The organism is Rhodoferax sp. (assembly GCF_010365055.1).
Taxonomy (GTDB): Bacteria; Pseudomonadota; Gammaproteobacteria; order Burkholderiales; family Burkholderiaceae_C; genus Rhodoferax.
The window spans coordinates 12697-38708 of record NZ_JAAFHA010000032.1; the positions used below are offsets into that span (position 1 = coordinate 12697).

Below are 26012 nucleotides of genomic sequence, written 5' to 3' on the forward strand. Positions count from 1 at the left end.
AAGGCGGCTTTTGCCACATTGCAGAGCAGCTTACTTGCTGTTGGGTACCTTGCCTTCAACGCCCTTGACGAAGAAGTTCAAACCACCGAGAAACTTGTCGTCCGCTACCGTGTCCTTGGCGACCTGCACCTTACCGGTGTTGTCAACAATGGGTCCCTTCCAGATGGCGAAACTGCCGTCAAGCAGGCCTTTTTTAACTTCTTCCACACGCGCCTTGGTCTCTGTTGGCACGTCGTCGGCGATTGAAACGAGATCGATCGCGCCCTCTTTCACACCCCACCAGGCGGCAGTGCCCCCAGTCCAGCTGCCGTCCAGCGCTTCCTTGGTCGCCTTGATGTAGTACGGACCCCAGTTGATCACGGCAGATGCCAGATGCGCCTTCGGGCCGTAGGCCGTCATGTCGGAGTCCCAGCCAAAGGCGCGCTTGCCCTTGGCCTCGGCGGTCTTGAGCACGGCAGGTGAATCGGTGTTCTGGAACAGCACGTCAGCGCCGCCATTGATCAGGCTGGTGGCAGCCTCGGTTTCTTTCGGCGGGTCAAACCAGCCGTTCACCCACACCACCTTGGTCTTGACCTTGGGGTTGCTGCTTTGCGCACCGAGCGTGAAGCTGTTGATGTTGCGGATCACTTCTGGAATTGGGATGGAGGCCACCACACCCAGGGTATTGCTCTTCGTCATCTTGCCGGCAATCACACCGGCCATGTACGCGCCTTCATAGGTGCGGCTGTCGTAGGTGCGCATGTTCTCAGCCTGCTTGTAGCCGGTGGCGTGCTCGAACTTGACGCCCTTGTTGTCGGCCGCCACTTTGAGCATGGGCTCCATGTAGCCAAAGGTGGTGCCAAAGATCAGCTTGTTGCCCTGCCCGGCCATGTCGCGCAGCACGCGCTCAGCGTCGGCCGACTCAGGCACATTCTCGACAAAGGAGGTCTGGATCTTGTCGCCGAACTCGGCCTCCAACGCCTTGCGGCCGTTGTCATGGGCAAAAGTCCAGCCGCCGTCGCCCACCGGGCCAACGTAGGCAAAGGCAATCTTCAGGGGTTCAGGCTTGGGAGCCGGCGCGGGCGCCGAAGCCACCGGTGCCGGTGCCGGTGCCGGCACGGGTGCGGGTTCTTCCTTTTTGCCGCAGCCTAACAGCGCAGCAGCGGCGACGGCGCTCAAGGCGGCAATTTTCAACAGTGAACGTTTTTGCAGGTCGGTCATGTCAATTCTTTCTTTGGCGAAGTGGGTGACGGGTTAAAAAAGTCCGATTATGAACCGGGGAGTATCAGGAATCCGGGTAGAACGGTTTGCCGATCGAGGTCGGCATGTTGATGCGAATCCACTGCGGATTTCGCGAGATCAGCGCCAGCACCACAATGGTTGACAGATAGGGCAGCATGGTCAGGAACTGGCTGGGAATATCCACCCCGACGCCTTGCAGGTGAAACTGCAGCATCGTCACGCCGCCAAACAGATAGGCCCCCAGCAACACGCGCGCCGGGCGCCAAGTGGCAAAGGTGGTTAAGGCCAAGGCGATCCAACCCTTGCCCGCGACCATGCCTTCCACCCACAGCGGGGTGTAGACAATCGAGACATAGGCGCCCGCCAGACCGCACATGGCGCCGCCTGCCACCACCGCCATCAGCCGGATACGCCGCACCGGGTAGCCCAGGGCGTGCGCCGATGCCGGGTTTTCACCCACACTGCGCAAAATCAGACCCGCACGGGTTCGGTACAAAAACCAGATCAGACCCAGCGCGAAAAGAACGCTCAGGTAGACCAGCGGATGATGCCGGAACAAAGCCGGGCCGAACCAGGGAATATCGGACAAGTAGGGAATGGCAAAGCTGGGGCGCGCTGGAATTCTTTCCTGCACGTAGCCAATGCCGACAAAGGCAGAAAAACCAGCGCCAAACAAGCTCACCGCCAAACCGGTGGCGTACTGGTTGGTGTTCAGCCAGATCACCAACCCGCCAAAAACCAGCGCCAGCACGGCCCCCGCACCCATGCCGGCGGCAAAGCCGAGCCAGTCACTGCCCGAATGGACGACCGCCGCAAAACCGGCAATCGCCGCGCACAGCATCATGCCCTCGGCGCCCAGATTCACAATGCCCGCTTTTTCATTGATCAACAAGCCCAGCGACGCGAGCGCCAGCACGGTGCCCGCGTTCAGCGTGGCCGCCAGCAGCAGTGCATAAGACTCCATCATTTACCCCACTTCAGGCGGTAATTCACCAGGGTGTCGCACGCCAGCAAGGTGAACAGCAACAAGCCCTGAAACACACCGGTGAGCGACTTGGGCAGCCCCAGGCGCGACTGCGCAAGCTCACCACCGATGTAGAACATGCTCATCAAAATGGCCGAGAACACCATACCTACAGGGTGCAGCCGCCCGACAAAGGCCACGATGATGGCAGCAAAGCCGTAGCCGGCCGGCACATAGGGGGTCAACTGGCCAATGGGCCCCGCCACTTCCAGCGCGCCGGCCAACCCGGCCATGCCCCCCGACACCAGCAAGGCCACCCACAGCGCGCGGCGCGAAGAAAAACCGGCATAACGGGCCGCCGCCGGGGCCAGACCGCCCACCTGCTGGGCAAAACCCGCGCGGGTGCGAAACAGGAATATCCAGGTGGCGAGGACGCCCGCCAACGCCAAGAACACGCCAATGCTGACCCGCGAGCCCTCAAACAAGCGCGGGATGCGCGTGACCAGGTCAAAGTTCTTGCTCTGCGGAAAGTTGTAGCCCTGCGGGTCTTTCCACGGACCCGACACCAAGTAGCTCAGCACCTGCACGGCCACATACACCAGCATCAGGCTCACCAGAATCTCGTTGGCGTTGAAGCGGTCACGCAACCAGGCGGTGATGCCGGCCCAGAACATGCCTCCCAGCACACCTGCCACCAGGATGGGCAGCACAATCCAGCGACCGGTGCTCTGGTCGGCCAGCAAAGCCACGCCGCTGGCGGCGATGGCGCCCAGCACATACTGCCCTTCAGCGCCAATATTCCAGACATTGGAGCGAAAGCACACCGCCAAGCCGAGCGCAATCAGCAGCAAGGGCGTGGCCTTGACGGCCAGTTCACCCAGTGCATAAGCGCTTCGGATCGGCTCCCAGAAAAAAACGCTGAGCGCGCTCAGCGGGTCTTTGCCCAGCGCCGTGAACAGCAGAACACCGACCATGACAGTCACCAGCAAGGCCAGCACAGGCGAGCCGTAGCTCCACAGTGCGGATGGCTGCGCCCGGGCTTCAAGCCTGAGCATGAGGGCCTCCTCCTTGAACAGTTGGGGGCAGAGCTTGCGGACCTCCAACATCCGGCGAGGTGTTGGGGACAGAGCTGGCCCACTTCGTGTGGCTGCAATCTGTCCCGCAAGGTTCCAGGTTTGTAGCTTCGGTCTGTCCCGCAAGGTGGACATCCGACATCCCGGTATCAGTTGGGGACAGAGCTTGCTCACTTCGTGTAGCTGCGGTCTGTCCCGCAAGGTCCCATAAACCGCTCATCCACTCACCCACTTTTTCCACCGTGGCCTGCGCGATCGGCAGCGAGGGCGACAGGCGGCCCAGGGCGATCACGTGCAGGCGGTCACTGAGTTCAAACAGCTCCTCGAGTTCTTCGCTCAGCACCAGCACCGCGCAGCCGGCATCGCGCAACTCCAGAATTTCGTTTCGAATCTGCGCCGCGGCCCCCACGTCGACACCCCAGGTCGGCTGCGACACGACAAACAGGGTGGGATTGGCGTCAATTTCCCGGCCGACAATGAATTTTTGCAAATTGCCGCCCGACAAGGAGCGCGCCGCGGCGCGCGGGCCACTGGCCTTGACGTTGAAGCGCTTGATGATGCTAAATGCCTGCGCTTCAAGTTGTGCGACGCGGATCCAGCCCCCGCCCAGGCGGGGAAAGGCAATGGCTTCATGGCGTGTGAGCAGCAGGTTGTGCGCCAGCCCGAGCGTAGGCACGGCACCGCGACCCAGGCGCTCTTCCGGCACAAAATGCAGGCCCAGCTTGCGCCGCGCGCCCGGGTGCAGGCGCGACACATCCACCTCGCCCATGAGGATCGACCCGGGACGGGCGCGCACATCTTCCCCCGACAAAGCATAGAGCAGTTCCTTCTGGCCGTTGCCGGACACGCCGGCAATACCCACGACTTCGCCAGCGCGCACTTCCAGCGTGATGCCGTCCAGGTCCACGCCAAACTGGTCGGCGCGGGCCAGTGTCAGGTCTTGTACTCGCAACAGCGGCTCGCCCAGCTGGTGCTCGTGGCGCACGAGTTGGGGCAACTCGGCGCCGATCATCAGGCGCGACAAGGAAGCATTGGTCTCCTGCGTGGGGTCGCACACGCCGGTGACCTTGCCACCCAGCAGCACGGTGCAGACATGGCACAGTTCGCGGATTTCGTGCAGCTTGTGGCTGATGTACAAGATGCTGCAGCCCTCGCTGGCGAGCTTCTTTAGCACCACAAACAGCTTTTCCACGGCTTGCGGCGTGAGCACCGAGGTCGGCTCATCGAGGATCAGCAACTGCGGGTGGGTCAACAGCGCGCGGATGATCTCCACACGCTGCATCTCGCCCACGCTCAAAGTGTGCACCGGCCGCGCGGGGTCAATATCGAGCCCGTATTCTGCCGCTTTGGTGGTGATGCTGTGCGTGACCTGCGCCAGGCTCAGGTGTTTGCCCAAACCGAGCCAGACGTTCTCGGCCACGGTGATGGTGTCAAACAAACTGAAATGCTGGAACACCATGCTGATGCCCAAGGCGCGCGCTTCTTGCGGGTTGCGAATGTGCACCGGGCGGCCATTGAACAGCATCGTGCCAGCATCGGCCTTGACCGCACCGTAGATGATTTTCATCAGGGTGGACTTGCCGGCGCCGTTTTCACCCAGCACCGCATGGATCTCGCCCGGCATGACGGTCAGCGCCACATCGCTGTTCGCGACCACACCCGGATAGCTCTTGGTGATACCTGCAAGATGAAGTCGGGGAGGGGTCATTCTGCGGGTGATCTTGATATTTCCAGTGCCCTATTTTGCCTCAGCCTCAGACCACAAAAACAACACAGGCAATTGGCAAGGATGTTCAACTGTCCTGGGTGCGCGTTCTGACCCGTTAGGGTTGAAACACCACAGCGTCCAATTGCAGCGCATGGATTTGTTCGGCCGCTGCATCGGCCCCGACCTGGGTGGCAAAGGGTCCAACGCGCACGCGGGTACGGCCTTTGAGGGTCTGCTTGAAGGCGGGCAGACCCGCTGCGCGCAATTTCGCGTAAGCGTTGCGCGCATTGCGGTCTTTCGCAAACAGACCGACATTGATGAAGTAGCCTGGCCCGGCCACTGGCAAAGTGGTCGGGTTTTGTGGTGTGGCGCTAGCCGCTGCCGTGGCGATTTTGGCCAGTGGCACGATCATTTCGGCCCCTGCCGGCGCGGATGCAGGCTCGCCAGGGACAAAGGACGCCGCCGGAGTCGGCGTGGGCATGGCCGTTGGAACTGCGTCTCTATGGATGGATTGGATGGCAACAACCGGCGCTGCTACCGGTGGCGCGAGATAGCCTATGACGGGGATGGCCACCGGGCTGACTGGCCGCATGGTCACAGTTGGCCACGCGACAAAAACCAGTGCAGCAAGGGCCGCCAGCGCCAAATTAGCCAATGCCAACCGTAGAAAGCGTTGACGGGAACTGGCCTGCTGGTTCAATCGCTGGCAGGCATCTGCCAGCGTCGAGGTGGCGGACAACGCAGCGGCCATTTGCTGCCGGCTCTTGGCATGAAAAATGGAATTCCCAAAGACGCCTGGCAGCACGTAGCTGAGCCCGCAGCACACGCCCAGCAAAACCACGTCGACCGCCTCGGAGCCGTGCAACAGCAGGCGACCCATGCCGAACACCAGCAGAAACAGACCCAGCACGACCGTGACATAAACGCCTGCCGCGGCCCACAGGCGCCTGAAGATCATCCAGTTCAGGGTGTACAGGCTGGCCGCCCAGTTCCAGCTTGGGCCCGCGCGCCCGGCCGCCTCAAAGCGCGCAAAGACAGGGACGTAATAGCCAGTGTTGATCGGCCCGATGGCGGCGCGGTACAGGGCGGCGGTGGCACTCTCTGGCGACCGGTCCAGCCTGGTGATCTCAGGGGAAGCAAACGAGGTGGCGCTGGTCATGCATTATTTTGGCATGACTGCAGCGCCCGTCGGATTCAGACGCCAGCCAGTAAGCGCAGCCCCCCGGGATCCACCAGATTCAAGATGCGGCCTGAACCGCTGATCAGACTGCGCTCACGCATGTGGCGCAACACACGAGAAAATGTCTCAGGTGCAATGCCCAACTGTGCCGCCACAGAACGCTTGCGCTGCTGCAACAGTACCGCCAACACGCCTCGGTCGCCCGTCTGCGCATGCTGCAGCAGCCACTCGGCACAGCGCGCCTCCGCATCTTTGGCCAGCCGGCTGACCGCCAATTCAGTCTGCTGGCGATGCGCCTTGGCAACGTCGTGCAAGACGGTCTGCGCTGACATGGACATCGTGGACAAGGAACGAAGAAAGTCGGCGAGGGGCACACGGCGCAAAAAAACCTCGGTCTCTGCAACCGCATCCACCGCATGCGGCAGGTTCAGCAGGGCCGACGTCGCCTCCAGCCAGCACGGGCCTTCAACCACACCCAACTGGTGTTCCAAGGCGTCACCTTCCATGACGCCTAGCGCCACACGACCGGACTCCACATAGCAGACCGACGGCGAGAGATCGGCACGTTTGAGCAGCGGCTCACCCCGGGTAGCAACTTCTCGCTTGACCGCCCGGGCAATGGTATGGATAGACAGCATGGGGCAGACTGTGCCGCGCCGGGCACCCCATAGTCTTGAGAGAAATCAAAGAACCCCACGGAAACATCAGTCGCGGCTCAAGTCACGGGGACGTTTTTGCAGCCATCGGCAGCCCACGCCCCTTGCTTGAGGCAGGCGACCGTTGGCAATCAGTAAGCTATATAAATGATAGCTTCTTACCCTTATTACACGAGGGCTACAGCCTTATTTACTATAAATAGACGAGGCAGGGCCGGATCGCCTTGATCTACTCGCCCAGATAAGCGGCCCGCACTTTCGGGTCGTGCAGCATGGTTTTGGCGTCGCCCGTCATGGTGATCAGGCCCGACTCCATGACGTAGCCCCGATCGGCAATGCTGAGCGCACGACTGGCGTTTTGCTCGACCAGCAGCACGGTCACGCCCTGCGCGTAGACATCGCGCACCACTTCAAAAATCTTGTCCACCATGATCGGCGCCAGACCCATGGACGGCTCGTCCATCAGCAGCACTTTGGGGCGGCTCATCAAGGCGCGGCCCATGGCCAGCATTTGCTGCTCGCCACCCGACAAGGTGCCCGCCAGTTGATCGCGGCGCTCTTTGAGTCGAGGGAAGATGGTGAACACTTTTTCCGTGTCAAGTAGGATTTCGGGCTTGTCGTCACGGATGTAGGCGCCCATCTGCAGGTTCTCCGCAATGGTCATGCGGGTAAAAATACCGCGCCCCTCCGGCACCATGGCCAGGCCCTGTCGCACCAGGTCCCACGGCCCCTGGCCGCGAATGCTCTTACCCAGGTACTCAATGTCGCCGTCGACGAACGGCAGGCTGCCGGTTATGGCCTTCATGGTGGTGGTTTTGCCAGCGCCATTGGAGCCAATCAAGGACACCAGCTCGCCTTCGTGCACTTGAAAGTCAATGCCTTTGACGGCCTGAATGCCGCCGTACGAAACTTTGAGTCCCGTCACTTTCAGAAGGATTTTTGTCATCGTTTTTTCCTTAGTGGCCACTCGTGCCCAGATAGGCCTCAATGACTTTTTCGTCTCGCTGCACATCGGCCGGCGTGCCTTCGGCAATCTGCTTGCCATAGTCGAGCACCGTGACCCGATCGCACAAACCCATCACGAGCTTCACATCGTGCTCAATCAGCAAGATGGTGCGGTTGTCATTGCGAATCTTGTCGATCAACTCGCGCAGCATCACCTTCTCGGTGGCATTCATGCCGGCGGCGGGCTCGTCCAGCGCAATCAGTTGCGGGTCGGTCGCCAGCGCGCGGGCAATTTCCAGGCGGCGCTGGTCGCCGTAGCTCAGCGTGCGGGCCTTGTAATCGGCAAACCTGGCAATGCCCACATAGTCCAGCAGCTCATGCGCGCGCTCGGCAATCGCGGCTTCTTCCCGCTTGAAACCCGGCGTGCGGAAAATGGCCCCCAGCAAGCCCGAATGCGTGCGCACATGGCGCCCGACCATCACATTTTCCAGCGCGGTCATCTCGGCAAACAGGCGAATGTTCTGAAAGGTGCGCGCAATGCCGGCCTTGGCGACGAGATGAACGGCCGTGGGCTGGTAGGTCTTGCCAGCAAGTTCAAAGCTGCCGCTGTCGGGCGTGTACAGGCCGGTGAGCACATTGAAAAACGTGGTTTTGCCGGCACCATTGGGGCCGATCAGGCCATAGACCTGGCCGCGCTTGATCTGGATGCCGACATCGCTCAGGGCCTGTAGGCCGCCGAAACGCTTGGAAACATTGGCAACGTTGAGGACGGTTTCGGTCATGCGCCTTCTCCCTTTTGCTGCAAGGACTTGCCGTGCTCGGGCGACGGCCACAAGCCGCGCGGACGCACCAGCATGACGCTGATCATGGCCAGCGCAATCAGGAGCTGGCGCAAAATTGACGAATCCAGCCGCCCCCCGGTCATGGCCTGCAAGGGACCGGCGACGTAGCGCAACACCTCGGGCAAAGCAGAGAGCAGCACGGCACCCAGAATGACGCCGGGTAAATGGCCGATGCCACCGAGCACGACCATGGCCACGATCATGATTGACTCCATCAAACTGAAGGACTCCGGCGAAATGAAGCCTTGGAAGGATGCAAACATGGTGCCTGAGACGCCGCCAAAAGTAGCGCCCATGCCGAAAGCCAGCAGCTTCAGGTTCCGGGTATTGATGCCCATGGCCTTGGCGGCAACTTCGTCTTCACGAATCGCCATCCAGGCGCGCCCCACGCGCGAGAGTTGCAGGCGGTGCGAGATCAGCACGCTGAACAGCACCATCGCCAGGAACAGGTAATAGTACAAGGACACAGAATTGATCTCATAGCCGCCGATGTCGAGCGTGCGCCCCAGGTTCAGGCCGAAAAAATGAAAGGAATCAATCTGGCTCATGCCCTTGGGGCCATTGGTGATGTTGACCGGCTGATCCAGGTTGTTCAAAAACACCCGGATGATCTCGCCAAAGCCCAAAGTCACAATCGCGAGGTAATCGCCGCGCAAGCGCAGCGTCGGAGCGCCCAACAGAATGCCAAAAAGGCCGGCCAGACCGGCGGCCGCGGGGATCACGATCCATAACGGTGCATGCAAGCCTTCGGGAAACATCGCGCCAATCCAGGCAAAAGTCTCGGTCAGATGGGGCGAAGCCAGCAAGCCATACATGTAGGCGCCAATGGCGAAGAAAGCAACGTAGCCCAGGTCCAGCAGGCCGGCGTAACCCACCACAATATTGAGCCCCAGCGCCAGCAGCACATACAGCAGCGCCATGTCGGCAATGCGCACCCAGGCGTTGCCGAAGCTCTGCAGAATCAGCGGCAGTATCAGCAACCCAACGGCTGCCAACAGGACGACAACGATTTTCTGTTGTTGTTTCATGATGTTCCTCGGGGATCAGGCTCGGTCTGCCACACGCTCACCCAGCAAGCCGGAGGGTCGCAAGGTCAGCACAAAGATCAGCACAATGAAGGCAAAGATATCGGAGTAATGGCTGCCGAGCACACCCCCGGTCAGCGCGCCGATGTAGCCGGCGCCCAGCGACTCAATGAGGCCCAGCAAGATGCCACCCAGCACCGCGCCGCCCAAGTTGCCAATACCGCCGAACACCGCTGCGGTAAAGGCTTTCAGCCCCGGTAAAAAGCCCATGGTGTGTTGCACCGTGCCGTAGTTGGCGGCCCACATCACGCCGGCAATGGCCGCCAGCACCGCGCCGATCACAAAGGTGGCCGAGATCACCACGTCGGGCTTGACGCCCATCAGGGCCGCCACGCGGGGGTTCTCGGCCGTGGCCCGCATGGCACGGCCCAGTTTTGTGTAATTCACCAACCACATGAGCACCGCCAGCGACACCACCGTCATGCCCAGAATCAGCACCTGGGTCGGTGTAATCACGGCGCCGCCGATCTCGAACGGCGTGCGCGGCAACAAGGTCGGGTACGGTTTGTAGTTGGGCTTCCAGATGATCATGGCCAGGGTCTGCAAGAACAGCGACATGCCGATGGCCGTGATCAGCGGAGCCAACCGGGGGCTGTCGCGCAGCGGCCGGTACGCCACCTTTTCAATCACAAAATTGAGCGTCGCCGCCACCACACAGGCAATGATCAGGGCGATCAGCAAAATCAGCCAACCGGGCGTGCCAGGCATGGCCTCCTGCATCCAGCCGATGATGGTCCAGCTGGTCAGGGCGCCGACCATCAACACCTCGCCGTGGGCAAAGTTGATCAGGCCGATGATGCCGTAGACCATGGTGTAGCCCAGCGCCACCAAGGCATACATGCTGCCCAACACCAGACCATTGATGATCTGCTGTATGAAGGTATCCATAAACTTCTCCGATTTTTGACCGTCGCGTGATTCAGCCACCTGGGGCAGCGTGCGGGTTGACCAGCGCTGCAGCCCTGTGAGCCATGCCAGTCTTCTAGCAAGAAACCTGCCAGCATCGACACGCCGGCTTGAGGTGGAGGCAATTGTAGTCAAGCGAAAACCGCCACTGCGGGGGTCAACCGTATGGGTTTACCCTCGATTCCCCAAAAGATCAGCCAAAGACTGAATCAGTAAGGATGACTAATAGTCAGGGTGGCCGGCCGCGCGGCCCAGCAGCGTGGTCGCGGTCTGCACAATGCTCGCCGCATCGACCTCGAAGAAGTCACGTAGCGCCGCCCGCGTGTCGCTGCGCCCGAAGCCGTCCGTGCCCAGCGTGACGTAGGAACGCCCCGCAGGCAGGTAGGCGCGCACGCTTTCGGGCACGGCGCGTACATAGTCGGTGGCGGCAATGATGGGGCCCTGACTGCCTTGCAGTTGGCGTGCGATGAACGGCGTTGTGTCGCCGGTCGAACTCGTCTGGCGTCGCTGCCAGCAGGCCTGCCCCTCGCGTGCGAGTTCGCTCCAGCTGGTCACACTGAACACGTCGACGTTGACGCCCTGGCGCGCCAGCAGCTGCGCCGCCTGGATCACTTCGGTCAAGATCGCGCCCGAACCCAGCAAGGTTAGATTTTTAGGTATTTTTGACCTCTGGCCCTCGTCCAGTATGACTTTATAGCTAGCGAATTTATAGCATCCTTGAATCACGTCGGCGGCCACATCGGGCTCAAGGTCCGGCTGGGCGTAGTTTTCATTCATCAGCGTGACGTAGTAGAAAACGTCCCTCTGCTCAACCAGCATCTCGCGCAGTCCGAAGTCAATGATGACCGCGAGCTCGCCGGCAAAGGCCGGATCAAAAGCCTTGCAGTTTGGAATGGTGGCGGCCATCAGGTGGCTGGTGCCGTCCTGGTGCTGCAGCCCTTCGCCGCCCAATGTGGTGCGCCCCGAGGTGGCGCCGAGCAAGAAGCCGCGCGAACGCTGGTCAGCGGCGGCCCAGATCTGGTCGCCCACGCGCTGAAAACCGAACATCGAGTAATAGATGTAGAAGGGCAGCATGGCCAGGCCATGCACGCTGTAGCTGGTCGCGGCCGCCGTCCAGCTGGCAATGGCGCCGGCCTCCGAGATGCCTTCTTCCAGAATCTGCCCGTCCATCGCCTCGCGGTAGCTCAGCACCGAGCCGATGTCCTCCGGTGCATAGCGCTGCCCGATGCTGGAATAGATGCCGATCTGCTTGAACAAACTGGCCATGCCAAAAGTGCGCGCTTCGTCCGCCACGATCGGCACGATGCGCGGCCCCAATACGTTGTCCTTCAGCAGGCCGCCCAGCATGCGCACAAAGGCCATGGTGGTGCTCATCTCTTTGCCATTGGCCTGCAGCGCAAACTGGGCGTAGCTGTCGATGGCGGGCACCGGCACCGGGGCGCAGGCTGTATGGCGCTCGGGCAGGTAGCCGCCCAGGCGCTGGCGCTGCGCCTGCAGGTACCGCATCTCGGGGCTGTCGGCGCCGGGTTTGTAGAACTCCAGGTTTTTCACCTGTTCGTCCGTCATGGGCAGGTTGAAGCGATTGCGAAACGCGATCAGATCGGCCTCGTCAAACTTCTTCTGGCTGTGCGTGGTCATCTTGCCTTGCCCGGCACTGCCCATGCCAAAGCCTTTTTTGGTGTGCGCCAGAATCACCGTCGGCTGGCCCTGATGCGCCGCGGCGGCAGCGTAGGCGGCGTGAATCTTCACCAGGTCATGGCCGCCGCGCTTGAGGCGGTCAATCTGCTCATCGGTCATGCCTTGCGCCAGGCGCGCCAGTTCTTCGTTCTGGCCGAAGAAGGTATCGCGGTTGTAGCGGCCGTCCTTGGCCGCAAAGGTCTGCATCTGGCCGTCCACCGTGTGGGCAAAGGCTTTGGCCAGCGCGCCCGTCAGGTCGCGGGCAAACAGGCCATCCCAGTCGCTGCCCCAGACCAGCTTGATGACGTTCCAGCCGGCACCGGCAAAGAGTTTTTCCAGTTCGTCGATGATGCGGCCATTGCCGCGCACCGGGCCATCAAGCCGCTGCAGATTGCAGTTCACCACCCAGACCAGGTTGTCGAGCCGCTCGCGTGCCGCCAGCGTGAGTGCGCTCATGCTCTCGGGTTCGTCCATCTCGCCGTCGCCAAACACGCCCCACACTTTACGCGCCGAACAATCGAGCAGTTGGCGGTGCGTGAGGTAGCGCATGAAGCGCGCGTGGTAGATCGAACTGATCGGGCCAATGCCCATCGAGCCGGTCGGAAACTGCCAGAAGTCAGGCATCAAATAGGGGTGCGGATAGCTGCACAGGCCGCGCGCGCCCTGCCCGGTGGTTGCAAAAGGTGCGGTCAATTCCTGGCGGTAATAGCGCAGGTCGTCAGCTTGAAGGCGCCCTTCCAGAAAAGCGCGCGCATAGACACCGGGTGCGCTGTGCGGCTGGAAGAACACCAGATCGCCCAAGCTCGCTGGCCCCCCATCCTCGCAACGTCCATGAAAGAAATGGTTGAAGCCAGTCTCGAACAGATCCGCCGCGCTGGCGTAGCTGGCGATGTGGCCACCGAGTTCGCCATAAGCCTGGTTGGCGCGCACGACCATGGCCAGCGCGTTCCAGCGCATCAGCGAGGCCAGCCGCTCTTCCATGGCAAGGTCGCCCGGAAACACCGGTTGCTGATCGACGCCGATGGTGTTGATATACGGCGTGGCCAGCTCGGGCTGCCAGCCCACGCGCTGCACACGCGCCAGCCGCGCCAGTTCATCAAGCAGGTAGCGGGCCCGCTGCGGGCCCTGGCTGTCAAGCAGGCTTTGAAAAGCAGCGCGCCATTCAGCGGTTTCCTGCGGGTCCGGGTCGGGCGCGAGGCCCGCTTGAACATTCTCTGTCATCACCCACTCCTTGGCGTCTACCAATCAAGCCATCTGAACACAGGGCGGGGCCGGCGCCTCGTCGTGCCCAGCCGCAAGCATCCGTTGCGCCTGCTCCAGCGCCTGCGTGATGTCCGCAAGAATATCCTCGATATCCTCCAGGCCGATCGACAAGCGCACCAGCCCGTCACTGATGCCGTGCGCCTGGCGCTCCTCGGGCGTGTAGGTGGAATGCGTCATGCTGGCCGGGTGCTGCGCCAAGGTTTCGGCGTCGCCCAGGCTCACGGCGCGCGTCACCAGTTGCAGCGCGTCCATGAAGCAGATGCCCGCAAGCAAGCCGCCCTTGAGCTCAAACGCCACCATGCCGCCAAACTGGCGCATCTGGCGTTTGGCCAGCGCATGCTGGGCAAAGGTGGGCAGGCCGGGGAAATGCACTACGTCGGTCGCCGGGTGGGCCTGCAGCAGCTCGGCCACTTTTTGCGCGTTCTGGCAATGGCGGTCCATGCGCAAGCTCAAGGTCTTGAGCCCGCGCATCACCAGGTGCGCATCCTGCGCTGACATCACAGCGCCGGTCATGTCCTTCAGTCCATAGAGCCGCACGCGCAGCGCCAGTTCGGCATCGGCAAAAATAGCGGCGCCCGCGGTCAGGTCGCCGTGACCCCCGAGGTATTTGGTCATCGAATGCACGCTGACGTCGGCACCCAGCAGCAAAGGTTGCTGCAGATAAGGCGTGCAGTAGGTGTTGTCCACCACCACCTTGGCACCACCCTGGTGCGCAATCCTGGCCACGGCGTCAATGTCCACCAGGCGCATGTTGGGGTTGGCCGGTGACTCGAAATACACGACGCGGGTCTTCGGGCTCATGGCCTGCGCCACGGCGTCGGGGTCGGTCATGTCCACATGGCGAATCACGACGCCAAAGCGCGCCAGACCGTGCGTCATGAAGGCAAAGGTGCAGCCGTAGAGCGTCATGTCGGCCAGCACCTCGTCGCCCGGCTCCAGCATCGACCACAGCGTGGCGCTGATGGCGCCCATGCCCGAGCCGAACACCACGGCCCCAGCGCCCTGCTCCAAGCTGGCCAGGCGCGACTCCAGCAGCGCCAGCGTGGGGTTGGCAATCCGGGTATAGAAGTAGCCCGCCTCTTCACCCGCAAAGCAGCGCGCGCCATAGGCCACATCAGGGAATGCAAAGGTGGCCGAGGTGTAAATCGGCGGCACCAAGGCGCCCTGGTGCTCGGCCGGCGTGTAGCCAAAATGAATGGCACGGGTGCTGAAGCCTTTGGTTTGCGTTGTCGCGCTCATGGTCGTTCCTTGTGGTTTGTTTCTGCAAAGCTTCTTGCATGGAATTGTTTGCTTAATCAATAGGAAAAACTTGGCTTTTTTCTGGCGATTGACGCCAATCGGCGGCAAATAATTTCACGAATGTGTCAACTAAAGATAATATTGACCCATGAACCCCGAATCCCTCGACGCCACCGATCGCCAACTGCTCGACGCCCTGCAGCGCGATGCACGCCAGACGATTGCCGAACTGGCGCAAACGGTGTCGCTGTCAGCGTCCCCGTGCTGGCGCCGGGTCAAGCAACTCGAGGAGTCCGGCGTCATCGAGGGCTACCACGCACACCTCAACCGTCACCAGTTGGGCTACGGCGTCACCGGCTTCGTGCATCTGCAAATGGACAACCACACACCCGACGTCATGGCGGCCTTCGAGCGCGAGGTGGTCGCCCTACCGCAGGTGCTGTCCTGCCACAACCTGTCAGGCCGCTACGACTACCTGATCGAAGCCATCGCACCCGACCTGGAGGCCTTCTCGCTGCTGGTGCGGGTGAAAATCCGCAGCCTGCCCGGCGTGAAGGAAATCGCCACCAGCTTTTCCCTCAAGGAAGTCAAACGCGCCGGAACCCTGCCGGTCAGTTGATCTGTCATTTTTTATAGCAATAGAGCTATGTATGACGCGGGCTAGAGGCCTAAATAGTTTATATTTTTTCGCCATTGCCGGCCACAGCGGTCGCCATCGTCAAGCCGCCAGCATGGTCGTGGTGTCCAGTTCACACCAGGGTCACGGCGCCGGCGCACCACCGTGCGCTTGCGGCAACTCGCGCAAGGACCGAAGCACGACACTGCGCCACATCGCCAGCGCCAACAGCAGCGCACCGACACCGCCAAAGCCCATGGCGTAACGCAACCCGAGGTGCTCACCCAGGTAGCCGCCCAGCAGAGCCCCGGGACCAGCCGGAATCAGGATGAGCCAGCGCATGGTGCTGGTCATGCGCGCCAGCAAGGGCTCGGGCGTGACCGCCTGGCGCAGGGCGAGGAAGTTGATGAACAGAAGCACGGCGCCAACGGCAAAACAAACCAGCATCAACACATAGGACGCCACGGCAAAGCGCCCGGCCGGCACCAGCGCGAGCTGCAGCCAGCCCAGTCCGTTGATGGCCACGCCCAGGCTCAAGCACGGGCCGGGTCCGATGCGCTGCGACAGGCGATGGCCCACAGTGCTCGCCAGCACGGTGCCCAAGCCCAGCGCGGTGTAGCTCAGGCCGACCTGCTGCTCGGTCAGCCCCAGCACGCGGATGGCAAACAGGATTTGCACCACCATGGCGGCATGGTGGAACATCTGCCAAAGGCCCACCATCAGCGCCATGCGCGGCAGCAAGGGGTGCTGCCAGACGAAACGCAGGCCCTCCTTGAGGTCCAGTCCAAAGTGTCGCTCTGCAGCGATGACCAGTGTTTCGCGCGCGCGCACGCCGCGCAGAAAAGACACGCTGACCAGCAGCAGCACGGCGTCGGCCAGCAACGCCAGCGGCGCGCCCACCAGCTTGATCAGGATGCCCGCAAAGCCCGGCCCGATCACCTCCGCACCCGAGGTGGCCAGAGAATTCTTGGCATGTGCCTCTACCAGGCGCTCACGCGGCACCACTTGGGTCAACACGATTTGCGCTGCCGTGCCGGAGGACACAAACACGCAACCCATCACAAAGCCGGTGCCATACAGATACGGCATGCTTAAGAAGCCCAGTACCCAGGCCGCTGGAATGCTGGCCAGCACCAGCGCCACCGCGACTTCACCGGCGATGTACACCGGCAGTTTGTGCACCCGGTCCAGCCACACCCCCACGGGCAAGGACAGCAACACAAAAGGCGCCAGCTCCATGGCAGTCAGCCAGCCCATCTGCGTCGGCGTGGCGTGCAACAGCAAAGCGGCAGTGAGCGGCACGGCCAGCATGGTGACCTGCTGGCCAAAGGAACTGATCAGGATCGACAACCACAGGCGGCGGTAGACCGGGTCGCGCAGCAGGTCGGTGCTGGACAAGACAAAGAAATGACGCAAGGCTTGGGCCACGGCGAATGCGCGCTTCTATGGACTCGTCATGACTGACGGCAGTGACGGGGCCGAGGCCTCAGGCCAGCAGGCACGCCACCTGGGTTTCGGGACTCAGCGCGCGCAACTGGGGTGTTTGCTGGGCACAGCCGGCCTCGGCCTTGGGGCAACGGGTGCGAAAACTGCAGCCCGAGGGCGGGTTGATCGGCGAGGGCAGATCACCTACCAAGAGCTGCACGGTCTTGTTGCGCTCACTGCGCGGGTCGGGCAGCGGAATCGCACTGAGCAAAGCCTGAGTGTACGGATGACCCGGGTTCTGATAAATCGCCTGCTTGGCTGCCAGTTCCATGGCCCGCCCCAGGTACATCACCATGACGCGCTGACTGATGTGCCGCACCACCGCGAGATCATGGGCAATGAACACCAGCGCCAGACCCATGGTGGCCTGCAACTCCTGCAGCAGATTGATGATTTGCGCCTGAATCGACACATCAAGCGCCGACACCGGCTCATCGCAGATCACCAGCTTGGGCTCCAGAATCAAGGCGCGGGCGATGCCAATGCGCTGGCACTGCCCACCCGAGAACTCATGCGGGTAGCGGTTGATCTGCTGCTCGGTCAAGCCCACTTTGGCCATCATGGCACGCACCTTGAGCATCACTTGCGCGTGGCCCATCTTCGGAAAATGGGTGCGCAGCGGCTCGGCAATGATTTGCCCGATCGTCATGCGTGGATCGAGCGAGGCGAGTGGGTCCTGAAAGATCATCTGCACATTTTTGCGCACCGCGTGCCAGGCGCCCGCGCTGGCGCCGCACAACTCCTGCCCCTGCCACACGATGCTGCCCGAGGTGGGGGGGATCAAGTTCAGCATGGCACGCGCCAATGTCGATTTGCCACAGCCGGATTCACCGACGATACCCAGGGTTTCACCCGGAAAAATATCAAAGGAAACACCGTCGACTGCCTTGAGCACACGCACGGGCTCCCACGGCCAGGGCGATTCGCTGGCTAATTTGAAGTGGACCTTCAGGTCGCGCACCGACAACAGGGCGGACGGCGCGTTCATGCGCTGCCCCCCTGCGCGTGGCGCATGACCTCGGCCACGCTCTTGTGGCAGGCGCGCAGGCCATCGGACCGGTCGGGCACTGCCACGAGCGCCGGCGGCTCGCTGATGCAACGTGGTTCCACCAAGGTGCAGCGCTCACTGAACGGACAGCCAGGGGGCAGTCGCGCCATGTTCGGCGGTGCGCCCGGGATCGTCACCAAGGCCTGCTCGCCCTGTTCAAGGCGCGGTATGGCGCCGAGCAAACCCACGGTATACGGATGCGTCGGGTGGTAAAAAATGGCGTCAGCGCTGGCGTGTTCCATGATGCGTCCGCCATAGAGCACGATGACCTCATCGCACAGGCCGGCGACCACGCCCAGATCATGCGTGATCAGCACAATCGCCGTGCCATGGTCACGCTGCAGGTCACGCATCAGGGCAATGATCTGCGCCTGCACCGTCACATCCAATGCGGTGGTCGGCTCGTCCGCGATCAAGACATCGGGCTCGCACAAGAGTGCCATTGCAATCATCACGCGCTGGCGCATGCCGCCCGAGAACTCATGCGGGTACTGCATCACACGCTTGGCGGCCTCGGGGATCTTCACCGCGTCGAGCGCCTGCACTGCGCGCAGACGGGCCTGCTGGCGCGTCATGCCCTTGTGAAACTCCAGCACCTCGGTCATCTGGCGCTCCACCGTCAAATAGGGGTTGAGCGAGGTCATCGGATCCTGAAAGATCATCGCGACCCGGTTGCCGCGAATTGTGTTCAAAATCTTCGGCTGCAGACTGAGCAGGTCCTGACCATTGAAACGGGCCTGTCCGCTCGCGCGCCCATTGGTCGCGAGTAAACCCATCATGGCCAGCACGGTCTGGCTCTTGCCCGAGCCGCTTTCCCCGACGATGCCCAGGGTTTGGCCACGCTCTAGCGTGAAGCTGATGCCGTTGACCGCGGTCACGTCGCCATCGGGCGTCTGGAACTGAACGCCCAGGTTTTCTACTTCAATCAAAGACATGTTGGCTACCGTTCCTTGGGGTCCAGCGCATCACGCAGACCGTCACCAATGAAGTTAAAACAATAGAGGGTCGCAGACAGCAGGACCGCCGGAAACAGCAATATCCAGGGCGACACTTCCATGGCCTTGGCGCCATCCTGGATCAACACGCCCCAGCTGGTCATCGGCTCCTGAATACCCAGCCCCAGAAACGACAGCACTGACTCGGTCAGAATAACGCCAGGCACCGTCACGGTGGTGTAGATGACCACGACACCCAACAGATTGGGCACGATGTGAGAAAAGATGATGCGCCACGTGGGCACACCAATGGCGCGCGCTGCTTCGACATACTCCATCGATCGCAACGACAAGGTCTGACCTCGCACGATGCGCGCCATGTCCATCCATGAGAAGACTGTGATCACGAGCACCACCAGATAGAACTCACGCCCCAAAATGGTGACCAGCAGAATCGCGATCAGCAGGTAGGGGATGGCGTACATCATGTCCACGATGCGCATCATGAAGGCATCCACCTTGCCCCCGATAAATCCGGCGGTGGCGCCCCACAGAATGCCCAGCGACACGGAAGTCAAGGTGGCAAGCAAGCCCACCGTCAGTGAAATGCGTCCACCGATGAGACAGCGCACCAGCAAGTCCCGCCCGGCGTCATCCGTACCCCAGAAGTGGAAATTGCGCAGGCTCGGCGCTTGGCTCATGGCATCCCAGTCCGCGCTGTCAAAGGAGTAAGGCAAAAGCCAGGGCCCGACCACACAGGCGGTTGAAATCAACAGCAGCAGAGCGAGGCTGAAAACGGCCGCCTTGTTGCGCACAAAACGCCTGCGCGCGTCGGACCACAAGCTGCGCCCGGCGCCCAGACCCGCGTTCGGGTCCGTCGCGACGTCAGAGACCTTGGCCACCAGGCCCGTCATTTCTTTGGAAGTCAGCATAGGAAGGTCAATAACGAATCTTGGGGTCCAACCAGGCATAGGCCAGATCGACCATCAGATTCAGCGCTACGGTAAGTACGGTGATCAGCACCACCAGGCCCAGCACCAGCGTGTAATCGCGGTTACCCGCGCCGTTCACAATCAGTTTGCCCAGGCCGGGCAACGAGAAAACCGTTTCCGTGACCAGGGCTGAGGTGATGGACGAGATCGCCAGCGGGCCCAACAAAGACACGACCGGCAGCAGCGCCGGTTTAAGTGCATGGCGCAGCACCACCACACGCGTGGGCAGGCCTTTGGCGCGCGCGGTGCGAATGAAGTTGCTGTGCATGACCTCGATCAGGCTGCCGCGCATCACCCGCCCGATGATCGACACATTGATGAAGGTCAGCAGCGCCATCGGCAAAATCATGAAGCGCAGTTCAAAATCATTCCAACCGCCGGCCGGTAACCACTTCAACCCAATCGCAAAAATGATGATCAACACCGGCCCAATGACAAAACTCGGCACCGCGCTTCCAACGTTGCCGATCAGCATCACCAGGTAGTCGACGGCGCTGTTTTGCCGCAAGGCGGCGATCGAACCCAGTGCGACCCCAATCACGATCGACAGCAACAAGGAAACCCCACCGATGACCGCAGAGACTGGCAGGGCACCGGCCACCAAGTCATTCACCGACCAATCGGCATACCGAAATGAGGCGCCCAAGTCGCCCTGCAGCAGACTCTTCAGGTACAGCAGGTACTGCTGCCAGAGCGGCAAGTCCAGGTGGTACTTGGCCTGCAGGTTGGCAAGCACCGCGGCTGAGACCTTGCGTTCGCCATCAAAAGGACCGCCCGGTGTGGCGTGCAACAGCAGGTAGCACACGGTGATGACCACCAGCATCGTCGGAATCGCCGCCAGAATCCGGCGCAGGGTGTAAGACCACATGAGTCAGAACTCAATGCTTGATGATGTACAGGTCTTTGGAGCGAAAGCGGTCCAGCGCGTTCTCAAGTGAATAGCCACCCACATAGGATTTGACCAGGCGAGGTACCGAGTATTGCAGCAGCGGAATGATGGGATAGTCATCCATGATCATCTTCGAGGCCTGCGTCAGCAGCGCCTTTCGCTTGGCGGGATCGGTGCTTTGCGAACCTTGGTTGATCAAGTCTTCGGCTTGCCGGTTGCAGTTGAAGTTATTGTTCTGATCCGAGTCGCACCGCACCAGCGTCAGAAAAGTCGTGGCATCGTTGTAATCGGCGACCCAGCCGTTACGCGCCATCTGAAAATCGCCGTCATGACGTTTTTTCAACAGCACCTTGAACTCCATGCTTTCAGTTTCAATATCCAGACCCAATTTTGTCTTCCACTCGGAGGCCGCGAACACCGCCATTTTTTTGTGGTATTCACTGCTGTTGTATGAAAATACAAACTTGGAACCAGGCTTCACACCGGCCTGTTGCAGCAGGCTTTTGGCCTCAAGCACCCGCTTGTCCATCGGCCAGTTGGCCCATTCGTAGGGCGTGACATCCGCGCCGTTGGTTCCCTTCACGATCAAACTGTAGGCGGGCAACTGGCCATCGGCTGTGACGCGCTTGGCCAGTATGTCGCGGTCAATCACCATCGACAGCGCCTTGCGCACGCGCACATCCTTGAATGCAGGGCTCTGGGTATGGTAGGAGTAATAGCGCAGGCCAATCATGGGGGCGTTGCGAATTTCGGTCGGGTACTGGGCTTTGTACTTCTCGTAGGTCCCCGGCGGCAACTGATAGACCCAATCATTCTCGCCAGACTCAAACATCTTGACGTCTGCGTTTCCGTCCTCGATCGGGAGATAGGTCACCTTGGCGAGTTGCACATGGGCAGCGTCCCAGTACTGGGGGTTTTTCTCAACCACGATGCGGTTATTGACTTGCCAGTCCTTGAGTGTGAAAGCACCGTTGCTCACCAGGTTGCCGGGCTTGGTCCAGTCCTTGCCAAATTTTTCAAGAGACGCCTTGTGTACTGGCCCCAGGTTGTTATTACTCATCACCTGAGGCAAAAATGTGACCGGGAAGGCGGTCTTGACTTCGAGCGTGTAAGGGTCGAGCGCTTTCACGCCGATGTCGCTCGGGGGCTTGCTGCCCTTGACGATCTCGGCGCCATTGAGCAAGAAAATGCCGAAAGTGGCAGCATAGGTCGACGCAGTTTTCGGGGCCACGAACCGGCGGATGGCGAACACAAAGTCGTCAGCGGTAACGGGGTCGCCATTGGACCATTTGGCGTTCTTGCGCAGTTTGAAAACCCAGGTAGTGGCATTGGTCTGCTTCCAGCTCTCGGCCACGCCCGGAACGGTGTTTCCGGTTGCGTCATTGGCGGTGAGTCCTTCAAACAGATCGCGCGTCAGATTGTTGGCGCCCACTGATTCCGCCAACGCGGGGTCCAGCGTTTCAGGTTCAGAGCCGTTGTTGCGCGTCAGGGTCTGGCTGGAGTGCAGTTGCACACCTGTCGGGATGGTGGCAGCCTGGCTGGTTGCGCCAAACGCTGCGGCAAGCGCAACCGCACAAACTGTCTGCTTGAAGATGGGGTTCATGGCCTGTTTCCTGTTGATAGAGCGCTGCAGCACCGGTAAGTGCTTAGCACTCATGGTTTTTGAGTGGGCCGATTATGGCGCAACAAATTGGCCGTCAAAACGCGCATCAGTGACTCCAAGATATGCACGACTCTGCAGCCTTCTTTCTTTGATAGGTTTGGGCGGCTAAACTGCGACCTGCCCACGGTCGGCGCTTCAATCGGCGCTCACCCACCTCCTTCAGTTGCGCCGTCCTATCGCCCCACCACGGGCCAAAATCCGAGCGCTGAATTTGATTCAAATATAAAGAGCTTTCATGCACTACTTGACACTCGTTTCACTGACTTTGGCGTTGACACTGAGTGCCTGCACCAAGAGCGAACCGGCAGCCGACGCTTTGGCCAGCCAAGCCCTGTTGATCACGTTGGAGGACCTGTTCACGGTTCACAGCGGCGCCCTGACAGCAGGGCCCGTCATCACGGGCTCTATTCAGCCGCAGCGCCGGGCCGACTTGCGCGCAGAAGTGTCCGCGGTCGTGCTGCAGGTTCTGAAAGACAACGGCGACCAGGTGCGTCGCGGCGAGCTGCTGGTGCGACTCGATGACACGGCGATCCGTGACAGCCTGGCCTCGGCCGACGATGCGGTGCGCGCCTCCAGCCAGTCCTTTGACCAAGCCGAGCGGCAGATGCAGCGGCTCAAGACCTTGCGTGGGTCGGGCATGGCCACGACCCAGCAGCTCGAAGATGCCGAAATTCGCCGCAACAACGCCCGCAGTGACCTGTCCGCGGCCAGAACGCGCACCGCCCAGGCGCGCCAGCAACTGGAACGCACACTCGCACGGGCGCCTTTTGATGGTGTTGTGAGCGAGCGCAAGGTGTCCGCGGGAGACACCGCGCAGATGGGCAAGGAGTTGCTCAAGGTCATGGACCCGACCAGCATGCGCTTTGAGGGTCTGGTCTCGGCCGATGCCATCGGCGACATCAAGCTCGGGCAGGCGGTTCATTTTCGGGTCAATGGCTATGGCCAGCAGGAGTTCACGGGCGCCGTGAAGCGGATCAATCCGTCGGCCAATGTAAACACCCGCCAGGTGGAAGTGCAGGTGGAGTTTGCCCATGGCCAGCAGCCCCAACTGTCGGGTCTCTATGCCGAAGGTGCCATTGAGGCCGCCACCAAGACTGCTTTGATGGTGCCCGCGGTGACACTGGTGCGCGAAGGTGACAAGACATTTGGCTGGCAGCTCAAGGACAACACGGTGCACAGAGTCAGCCTCACCTTGGGTGAGCGCGACCCGCGCGGCGGCGATTTTGTCTTGCGTGCCGGCTTGGCCGAGGGCGACCAGCTGATACGCAACCCGACCTCCACGCTGAAAGACGGGCAAAAAGTGCAGCTCAGCACCGGAGCATCCGCGCCCGCGATCGGTGCGTCCGGCGTCAGAAAGTAGCCATGTTTTTATCCGATTTCAGCATCCGCCGGCCCGTCGCCATGGTCGTCATCATCATCGCGCTGATGGCTGTGGGCCTGCTGGCGCTCAAGAAGCTGCGCGTGAACCAGATTCCCGACGTGGAGCAGCCGGTGTTGGTCATCAGCATCCCCTACCCCGGCGCGTCACCCGAAACGGTGGAGCGTGAAATCATCAACCGTGTCGAGAAGTCGCTGCAGAGCATCGCCGGTGTCTATCAGATCCGCTCCACCGCTGCCGAGAGCAATGCCAGCATCGTGATCCTGTTCAACTTCAACAAGAACATGATTGAGGCCTCCGACGAGGTGCGCAACGCGATCGCCTCGGTGCGCTACAAGCTGCCGCTGGAAATGCGCGAGCCGGTATTGCGCCGGGTTGATCCTTCCGCGCAGCCCATCATGCAGTTGGCGCTGTCGTCGCAGTCCTTGAGCCATGCCGATATCTCACGTCTGGCCGAGGACGATCTATCGAACCGATTCCGCGCCATTGAAGGCGTGGCCGTGGTCAACGTGGGCGGCGCCTTGCGGCGCGAGTTGAGTGTGCTGCTGCGCTCCGAGAAACTGCGCGAATACAACGTGTCTGTGGCCGAGGTGGTGGCGGCCTTGCGCAATCAGAACACTACCTCTCCGGTGGGCCGCGTCAAAGGCCCGCTGGAGGAACAGAGCATCCGCCTGGTCGGGCGCATCGAGTCGCCGGCAGAATTCGAGCAGATCGTGATACGGCGCCGTGGCAAAGAAGTGGTGCGCCTGGCGCAAGTGGCCAGCATTGCCGACGGCTTTGCCGAGATGTCGAGTTTCAGCGTGCGCAATGGGCACCCCAACGTTGCCATCACAGTGACGCGCTCACGCGACGCCAGCACGGTGAGCGTGGCCACCAAGGTGCGCGATCTGGTCACGGAGCTTAACAAGACCCTGCCCAAGGGCACAACGCTGGAAGTCACCCGCGATGGAGGCGAGGAGGCGCAAAGCAACCTCAACAATGTGATCGAATCGCTGCTGTTTGGCGCCGTATTGACCATCTTTGTGGTGTACGCCTTTTTGAATTCCTGGCGCTCGACCCTGATCACAGCCCTGAGTCTGCCGACCTCGGTGATCGCCGCTTTCATCGCGGTGTGGTTATGTGGTTTTACCTTGAACTTCATGACCCTGCTGGGGCTCTCTCTGGCCATTGGCGTGCTCATCGACGACGCCATTGTGGTGCGCGAGAACATCGTGCGCCACATGGCCAATGGCTCAGACCGGCGCACGGCCGCCAGCGAGGGTACGCGCGAAATCGGCCTGGCCGTGGCAGCCACCACGCTGTCGATCATCGCCGTGTTCATTCCGGTGGCGTTCATGGGCGGCGGCGCCGGTGAGTGGTTCCGGCCATTCGCGCTGACGGTGGCCAGTTCGGTGCTGGTGAGCCTGTTCATCTCGTTTACGCTAGACCCGATGCTGTCGGCCTACTGGGGCGACCCGGTGGCCCAGCATGACCGGCCGCGCCACGGCCTGGGGCGCTGGCTAGCGCTTTTCAATACCTGGTTTGACCAGCAGGCCAACCGCTACGGCAACGTCATCGCCTGGGCTCTGCAGCACCGCCGCTCCATGGCGTTCATCGCTGCCTTCAGCTTGGTGGCCGCACTCGGCTTGCACTTTCAATTTGGCGGGTCGAGTTTTCTACCCGCGTCGGACGAGGGAACGCTGGCGATTGAAGTGCGCACGCCATCGAGCGCCAGCTTGGAGTTTGCCCGGCTCAAGGTGGAGCAAGCAGCCCAACTGGCACGCGGCCTGCCGGAGACGGTAGCGACGAACAGCAACATCAACGCTGCCGGTGGTCGGGTATATGTGGACATCGGCAAGAGCACGCAGCGCAAGCGCAGTTCGGTGGCGATCGCGGTGGACCTGCGACGCCAGATGTCGCGGCTGGTCGGCGCCGAGTATGTGGTGCTGGATGACCTGAACAACGGCGTGCGCAAGCCGGTGCAAATCCAGTTCTCCGGGCCCGATGCTCGCCGCTTGATGACGATCACCAGCGCCTTCATGGCGCAGCTGCGCCAGGTGCCGGGTGCGGTGGATGTGGGTCTGTCCGAGCAGGAGCCCAAGGACGAACTCCAGATTGAACTGAACCGGGGCTTGGCCAACTCGCTCGGCATTTCGGTCGGGGACGCGGCACAGACGCTGCGCGTCGCATTTGCCGGGGTCGAAGTGGGTGACTGGGTTGACCCAACCGGCGAGGCCCGCGATGTGGCGGTGCGCCTGCACCCCGACG

Annotated in this window: 21 protein-coding genes; 3 read left to right on the forward strand and 18 right to left on the reverse strand. The window is 61.5% G+C overall.

Features of this window, described 5'->3' with window-relative positions; genetic code table 11:
• Positions 1–30: 30 nt before the first annotated feature.
• From GZ093_RS09395 to GZ093_RS09450, 12 genes are all read right to left on the reverse strand, one after another.
• A complete protein-coding gene (locus GZ093_RS09395) occupies positions 31–1200 on the reverse strand; it encodes a BMP family ABC transporter substrate-binding protein (RefSeq protein WP_296485243.1) in 1170 nt (389 codons plus the stop codon).
• A gap of 64 nt (positions 1201–1264) precedes the next feature.
• A complete protein-coding gene (locus GZ093_RS09400; RefSeq protein WP_296485280.1) occupies positions 1265–2185 on the reverse strand; it encodes an ABC transporter permease in 921 nt (306 codons plus the stop codon).
• A complete protein-coding gene (locus GZ093_RS09405) occupies positions 2185–3240 on the reverse strand; it encodes an ABC transporter permease (RefSeq protein WP_296485244.1) in 1056 nt (351 codons plus the stop codon). Before GZ093_RS09405 ends, GZ093_RS09400 begins: the two co-directional genes overlap by 1 nt.
• Complete coding sequence (locus GZ093_RS09410; RefSeq protein WP_296485246.1) at positions 3227–4966, reverse strand: ABC transporter ATP-binding protein; 1740 nt, start codon at positions 4964–4966, stop codon at positions 3227–3229. The genes GZ093_RS09405 and GZ093_RS09410 overlap by 14 nt, the downstream gene beginning before the upstream one ends.
• 115 nt (positions 4967–5081) lie before the next feature.
• Entirely contained in the window at positions 5082–6125 is a 1044-nt protein-coding gene (locus tag GZ093_RS09415; RefSeq protein ID WP_296485248.1) for an SPOR domain-containing protein, read from the reverse strand.
• 35 nt (positions 6126–6160) lie between these two features.
• On the reverse strand, positions 6161–6784 hold the full coding sequence (locus GZ093_RS09420; protein WP_296485250.1) for a Crp/Fnr family transcriptional regulator: 624 nt from the start codon (positions 6782–6784) through the stop codon (positions 6161–6163).
• 247 nt (positions 6785–7031) lie between these two features.
• On the reverse strand, positions 7032–7748 hold the full coding sequence (locus GZ093_RS09425) for an ABC transporter ATP-binding protein (RefSeq protein WP_296485252.1): 717 nt from the start codon (positions 7746–7748) through the stop codon (positions 7032–7034).
• A gap of 10 nt (positions 7749–7758) precedes the next feature.
• The gene (locus GZ093_RS09430) at positions 7759–8529 is read right to left on the reverse strand and encodes an ABC transporter ATP-binding protein (RefSeq protein WP_296485255.1); all 771 of its coding nucleotides are present in this window, start codon (positions 8527–8529) and stop codon (positions 7759–7761) included.
• Positions 8526–9617, reverse strand: coding sequence for an ABC transporter ATP-binding protein (locus GZ093_RS09435; protein WP_296485257.1), 1092 nt, complete (start codon positions 9615–9617; stop codon positions 8526–8528). Before GZ093_RS09435 ends, GZ093_RS09430 begins: the two co-directional genes overlap by 4 nt.
• A gap of 15 nt (positions 9618–9632) precedes the next feature.
• On the reverse strand, positions 9633–10562 hold the full coding sequence (locus GZ093_RS09440) for a branched-chain amino acid ABC transporter permease (RefSeq protein WP_296485260.1): 930 nt from the start codon (positions 10560–10562) through the stop codon (positions 9633–9635).
• Positions 10563–10802: 240 nt separating this feature from the next.
• Positions 10803–13478 (reverse strand): alpha-ketoglutarate dehydrogenase, encoded by a 2676-nt coding sequence (mdeB, locus tag GZ093_RS09445; protein WP_296485262.1) that lies wholly within the window; start codon positions 13476–13478, stop codon positions 10803–10805.
• A gap of 24 nt (positions 13479–13502) precedes the next feature.
• Positions 13503–14759, reverse strand: coding sequence for a methionine gamma-lyase (locus tag GZ093_RS09450; protein ID WP_296485264.1), 1257 nt, complete (start codon positions 14757–14759; stop codon positions 13503–13505).
• A 148-nt stretch (positions 14760–14907) separates the two neighbouring features.
• Here GZ093_RS09450 and GZ093_RS09455 point away from each other — a divergent pair, with 148 nt between their 5' ends.
• Entirely contained in the window at positions 14908–15378 is a 471-nt protein-coding gene (locus tag GZ093_RS09455) for an Lrp/AsnC family transcriptional regulator (protein ID WP_296485265.1), read from the forward strand.
• Positions 15379–15519: 141 nt separating this feature from the next.
• Here GZ093_RS09455 and GZ093_RS09460 read toward each other — a convergent pair whose 3' ends face one another.
• Genes GZ093_RS09460 through GZ093_RS09485 form a run of 6 tightly spaced genes read right to left on the reverse strand, consistent with a single transcriptional unit; the run spans position 15520 to position 22327 of the window.
• A complete protein-coding gene (locus GZ093_RS09460) occupies positions 15520–16803 on the reverse strand; it encodes an MFS transporter (RefSeq protein ID WP_296485267.1) in 1284 nt (427 codons plus the stop codon).
• Positions 16804–16861: 58 nt separating this feature from the next.
• Positions 16862–17848 carry a murein tripeptide/oligopeptide ABC transporter ATP binding protein OppF gene (gene oppF, locus GZ093_RS09465; protein ID WP_296485269.1) on the reverse strand — a complete coding sequence of 329 codons (987 nt, stop codon included), beginning with the start codon at positions 17846–17848 and terminating at the stop codon, positions 16862–16864.
• Entirely contained in the window at positions 17845–18843 is a 999-nt protein-coding gene (locus GZ093_RS09470) for an oligopeptide/dipeptide ABC transporter ATP-binding protein (RefSeq protein WP_296485271.1), read from the reverse strand. Before GZ093_RS09470 ends, oppF begins: the two co-directional genes overlap by 4 nt.
• Before the next feature lie 5 nt (positions 18844–18848).
• On the reverse strand, positions 18849–19757 hold the full coding sequence (locus GZ093_RS09475; protein ID WP_296485282.1) for an ABC transporter permease subunit: 909 nt from the start codon (positions 19755–19757) through the stop codon (positions 18849–18851).
• A gap of 25 nt (positions 19758–19782) precedes the next feature.
• Positions 19783–20703 carry an oligopeptide ABC transporter permease OppB gene (gene oppB / locus GZ093_RS09480; protein ID WP_296485273.1) on the reverse strand — a complete coding sequence of 307 codons (921 nt, stop codon included), beginning with the start codon at positions 20701–20703 and terminating at the stop codon, positions 19783–19785.
• Positions 20704–20713: 10 nt separating this feature from the next.
• A complete protein-coding gene (locus GZ093_RS09485; protein WP_296485275.1) occupies positions 20714–22327 on the reverse strand; it encodes a peptide ABC transporter substrate-binding protein in 1614 nt (537 codons plus the stop codon).
• Positions 22328–22622: 295 nt separating this feature from the next.
• On the opposite strand from GZ093_RS09485, the gene GZ093_RS09490 reads away from it, so the two are divergent.
• Positions 22623–23747, forward strand: coding sequence for an efflux RND transporter periplasmic adaptor subunit (locus GZ093_RS09490; RefSeq protein ID WP_296485276.1), 1125 nt, complete (start codon positions 22623–22625; stop codon positions 23745–23747).
• A 2-nt stretch (positions 23748–23749) separates the two neighbouring features.
• Positions 23750–26012 (forward strand): efflux RND transporter permease subunit (locus GZ093_RS09495; RefSeq protein ID WP_296485278.1); only part of this gene is annotated, 2263 nt, incomplete at its 3' end.

What these genes read in the sequence shown, in the direction of transcription:
- GZ093_RS09395 (WP_296485243.1), bottom strand. Translation starts at nt 1,200, where the DNA reads ATGACCGACCTGCAAAAACGTTCACTGTTGAAAATTGCCGCCTTGAGC.
- GZ093_RS09400 (WP_296485280.1), bottom strand. Translation starts at nt 2,185, where the DNA reads ATGGAGTCTTATGCACTGCTGCTGGCGGCCACGCTGAACGCGGGCACC.
- GZ093_RS09405 (WP_296485244.1), bottom strand. Translation starts at nt 3,240, where the DNA reads ATGCTCAGGCTTGAAGCCCGGGCGCAGCCATCCGCACTGTGGAGCTAC.
- GZ093_RS09410 (WP_296485246.1), bottom strand. Translation starts at nt 4,966, where the DNA reads ATGACCCCTCCCCGACTTCATCTTGCAGGTATCACCAAGAGCTATCCG.
- GZ093_RS09415 (WP_296485248.1), bottom strand. Translation starts at nt 6,125, where the DNA reads ATGACCAGCGCCACCTCGTTTGCTTCCCCTGAGATCACCAGGCTGGAC.
- GZ093_RS09420 (WP_296485250.1), bottom strand. Translation starts at nt 6,784, where the DNA reads ATGCTGTCTATCCATACCATTGCCCGGGCGGTCAAGCGAGAAGTTGCT.
- GZ093_RS09425 (WP_296485252.1), bottom strand. Translation starts at nt 7,748, where the DNA reads ATGACAAAAATCCTTCTGAAAGTGACGGGACTCAAAGTTTCGTACGGC.
- GZ093_RS09430 (WP_296485255.1), bottom strand. Translation starts at nt 8,529, where the DNA reads ATGACCGAAACCGTCCTCAACGTTGCCAATGTTTCCAAGCGTTTCGGC.
- GZ093_RS09435 (WP_296485257.1), bottom strand. Translation starts at nt 9,617, where the DNA reads ATGAAACAACAACAGAAAATCGTTGTCGTCCTGTTGGCAGCCGTTGGG.
- GZ093_RS09440 (WP_296485260.1), bottom strand. Translation starts at nt 10,562, where the DNA reads ATGGATACCTTCATACAGCAGATCATCAATGGTCTGGTGTTGGGCAGC.
- mdeB (WP_296485262.1), bottom strand. Translation starts at nt 13,478, where the DNA reads ATGACAGAGAATGTTCAAGCGGGCCTCGCGCCCGACCCGGACCCGCAG.
- GZ093_RS09450 (WP_296485264.1), bottom strand. Translation starts at nt 14,759, where the DNA reads ATGAGCGCGACAACGCAAACCAAAGGCTTCAGCACCCGTGCCATTCAT.
- GZ093_RS09455 (WP_296485265.1), top strand. Translation starts at nt 14,908, where the DNA reads ATGAACCCCGAATCCCTCGACGCCACCGATCGCCAACTGCTCGACGCC.
- oppF (WP_296485269.1), bottom strand. Translation starts at nt 17,848, where the DNA reads ATGAACGCGCCGTCCGCCCTGTTGTCGGTGCGCGACCTGAAGGTCCAC.
- GZ093_RS09470 (WP_296485271.1), bottom strand. Translation starts at nt 18,843, where the DNA reads ATGTCTTTGATTGAAGTAGAAAACCTGGGCGTTCAGTTCCAGACGCCC.
- GZ093_RS09475 (WP_296485282.1), bottom strand. Translation starts at nt 19,757, where the DNA reads ATGACGGGCCTGGTGGCCAAGGTCTCTGACGTCGCGACGGACCCGAAC.
- oppB (WP_296485273.1), bottom strand. Translation starts at nt 20,703, where the DNA reads ATGTGGTCTTACACCCTGCGCCGGATTCTGGCGGCGATTCCGACGATG.
- GZ093_RS09485 (WP_296485275.1), bottom strand. Translation starts at nt 22,327, where the DNA reads ATGAACCCCATCTTCAAGCAGACAGTTTGTGCGGTTGCGCTTGCCGCA.
- GZ093_RS09490 (WP_296485276.1), top strand. Translation starts at nt 22,623, where the DNA reads ATGCACTACTTGACACTCGTTTCACTGACTTTGGCGTTGACACTGAGT.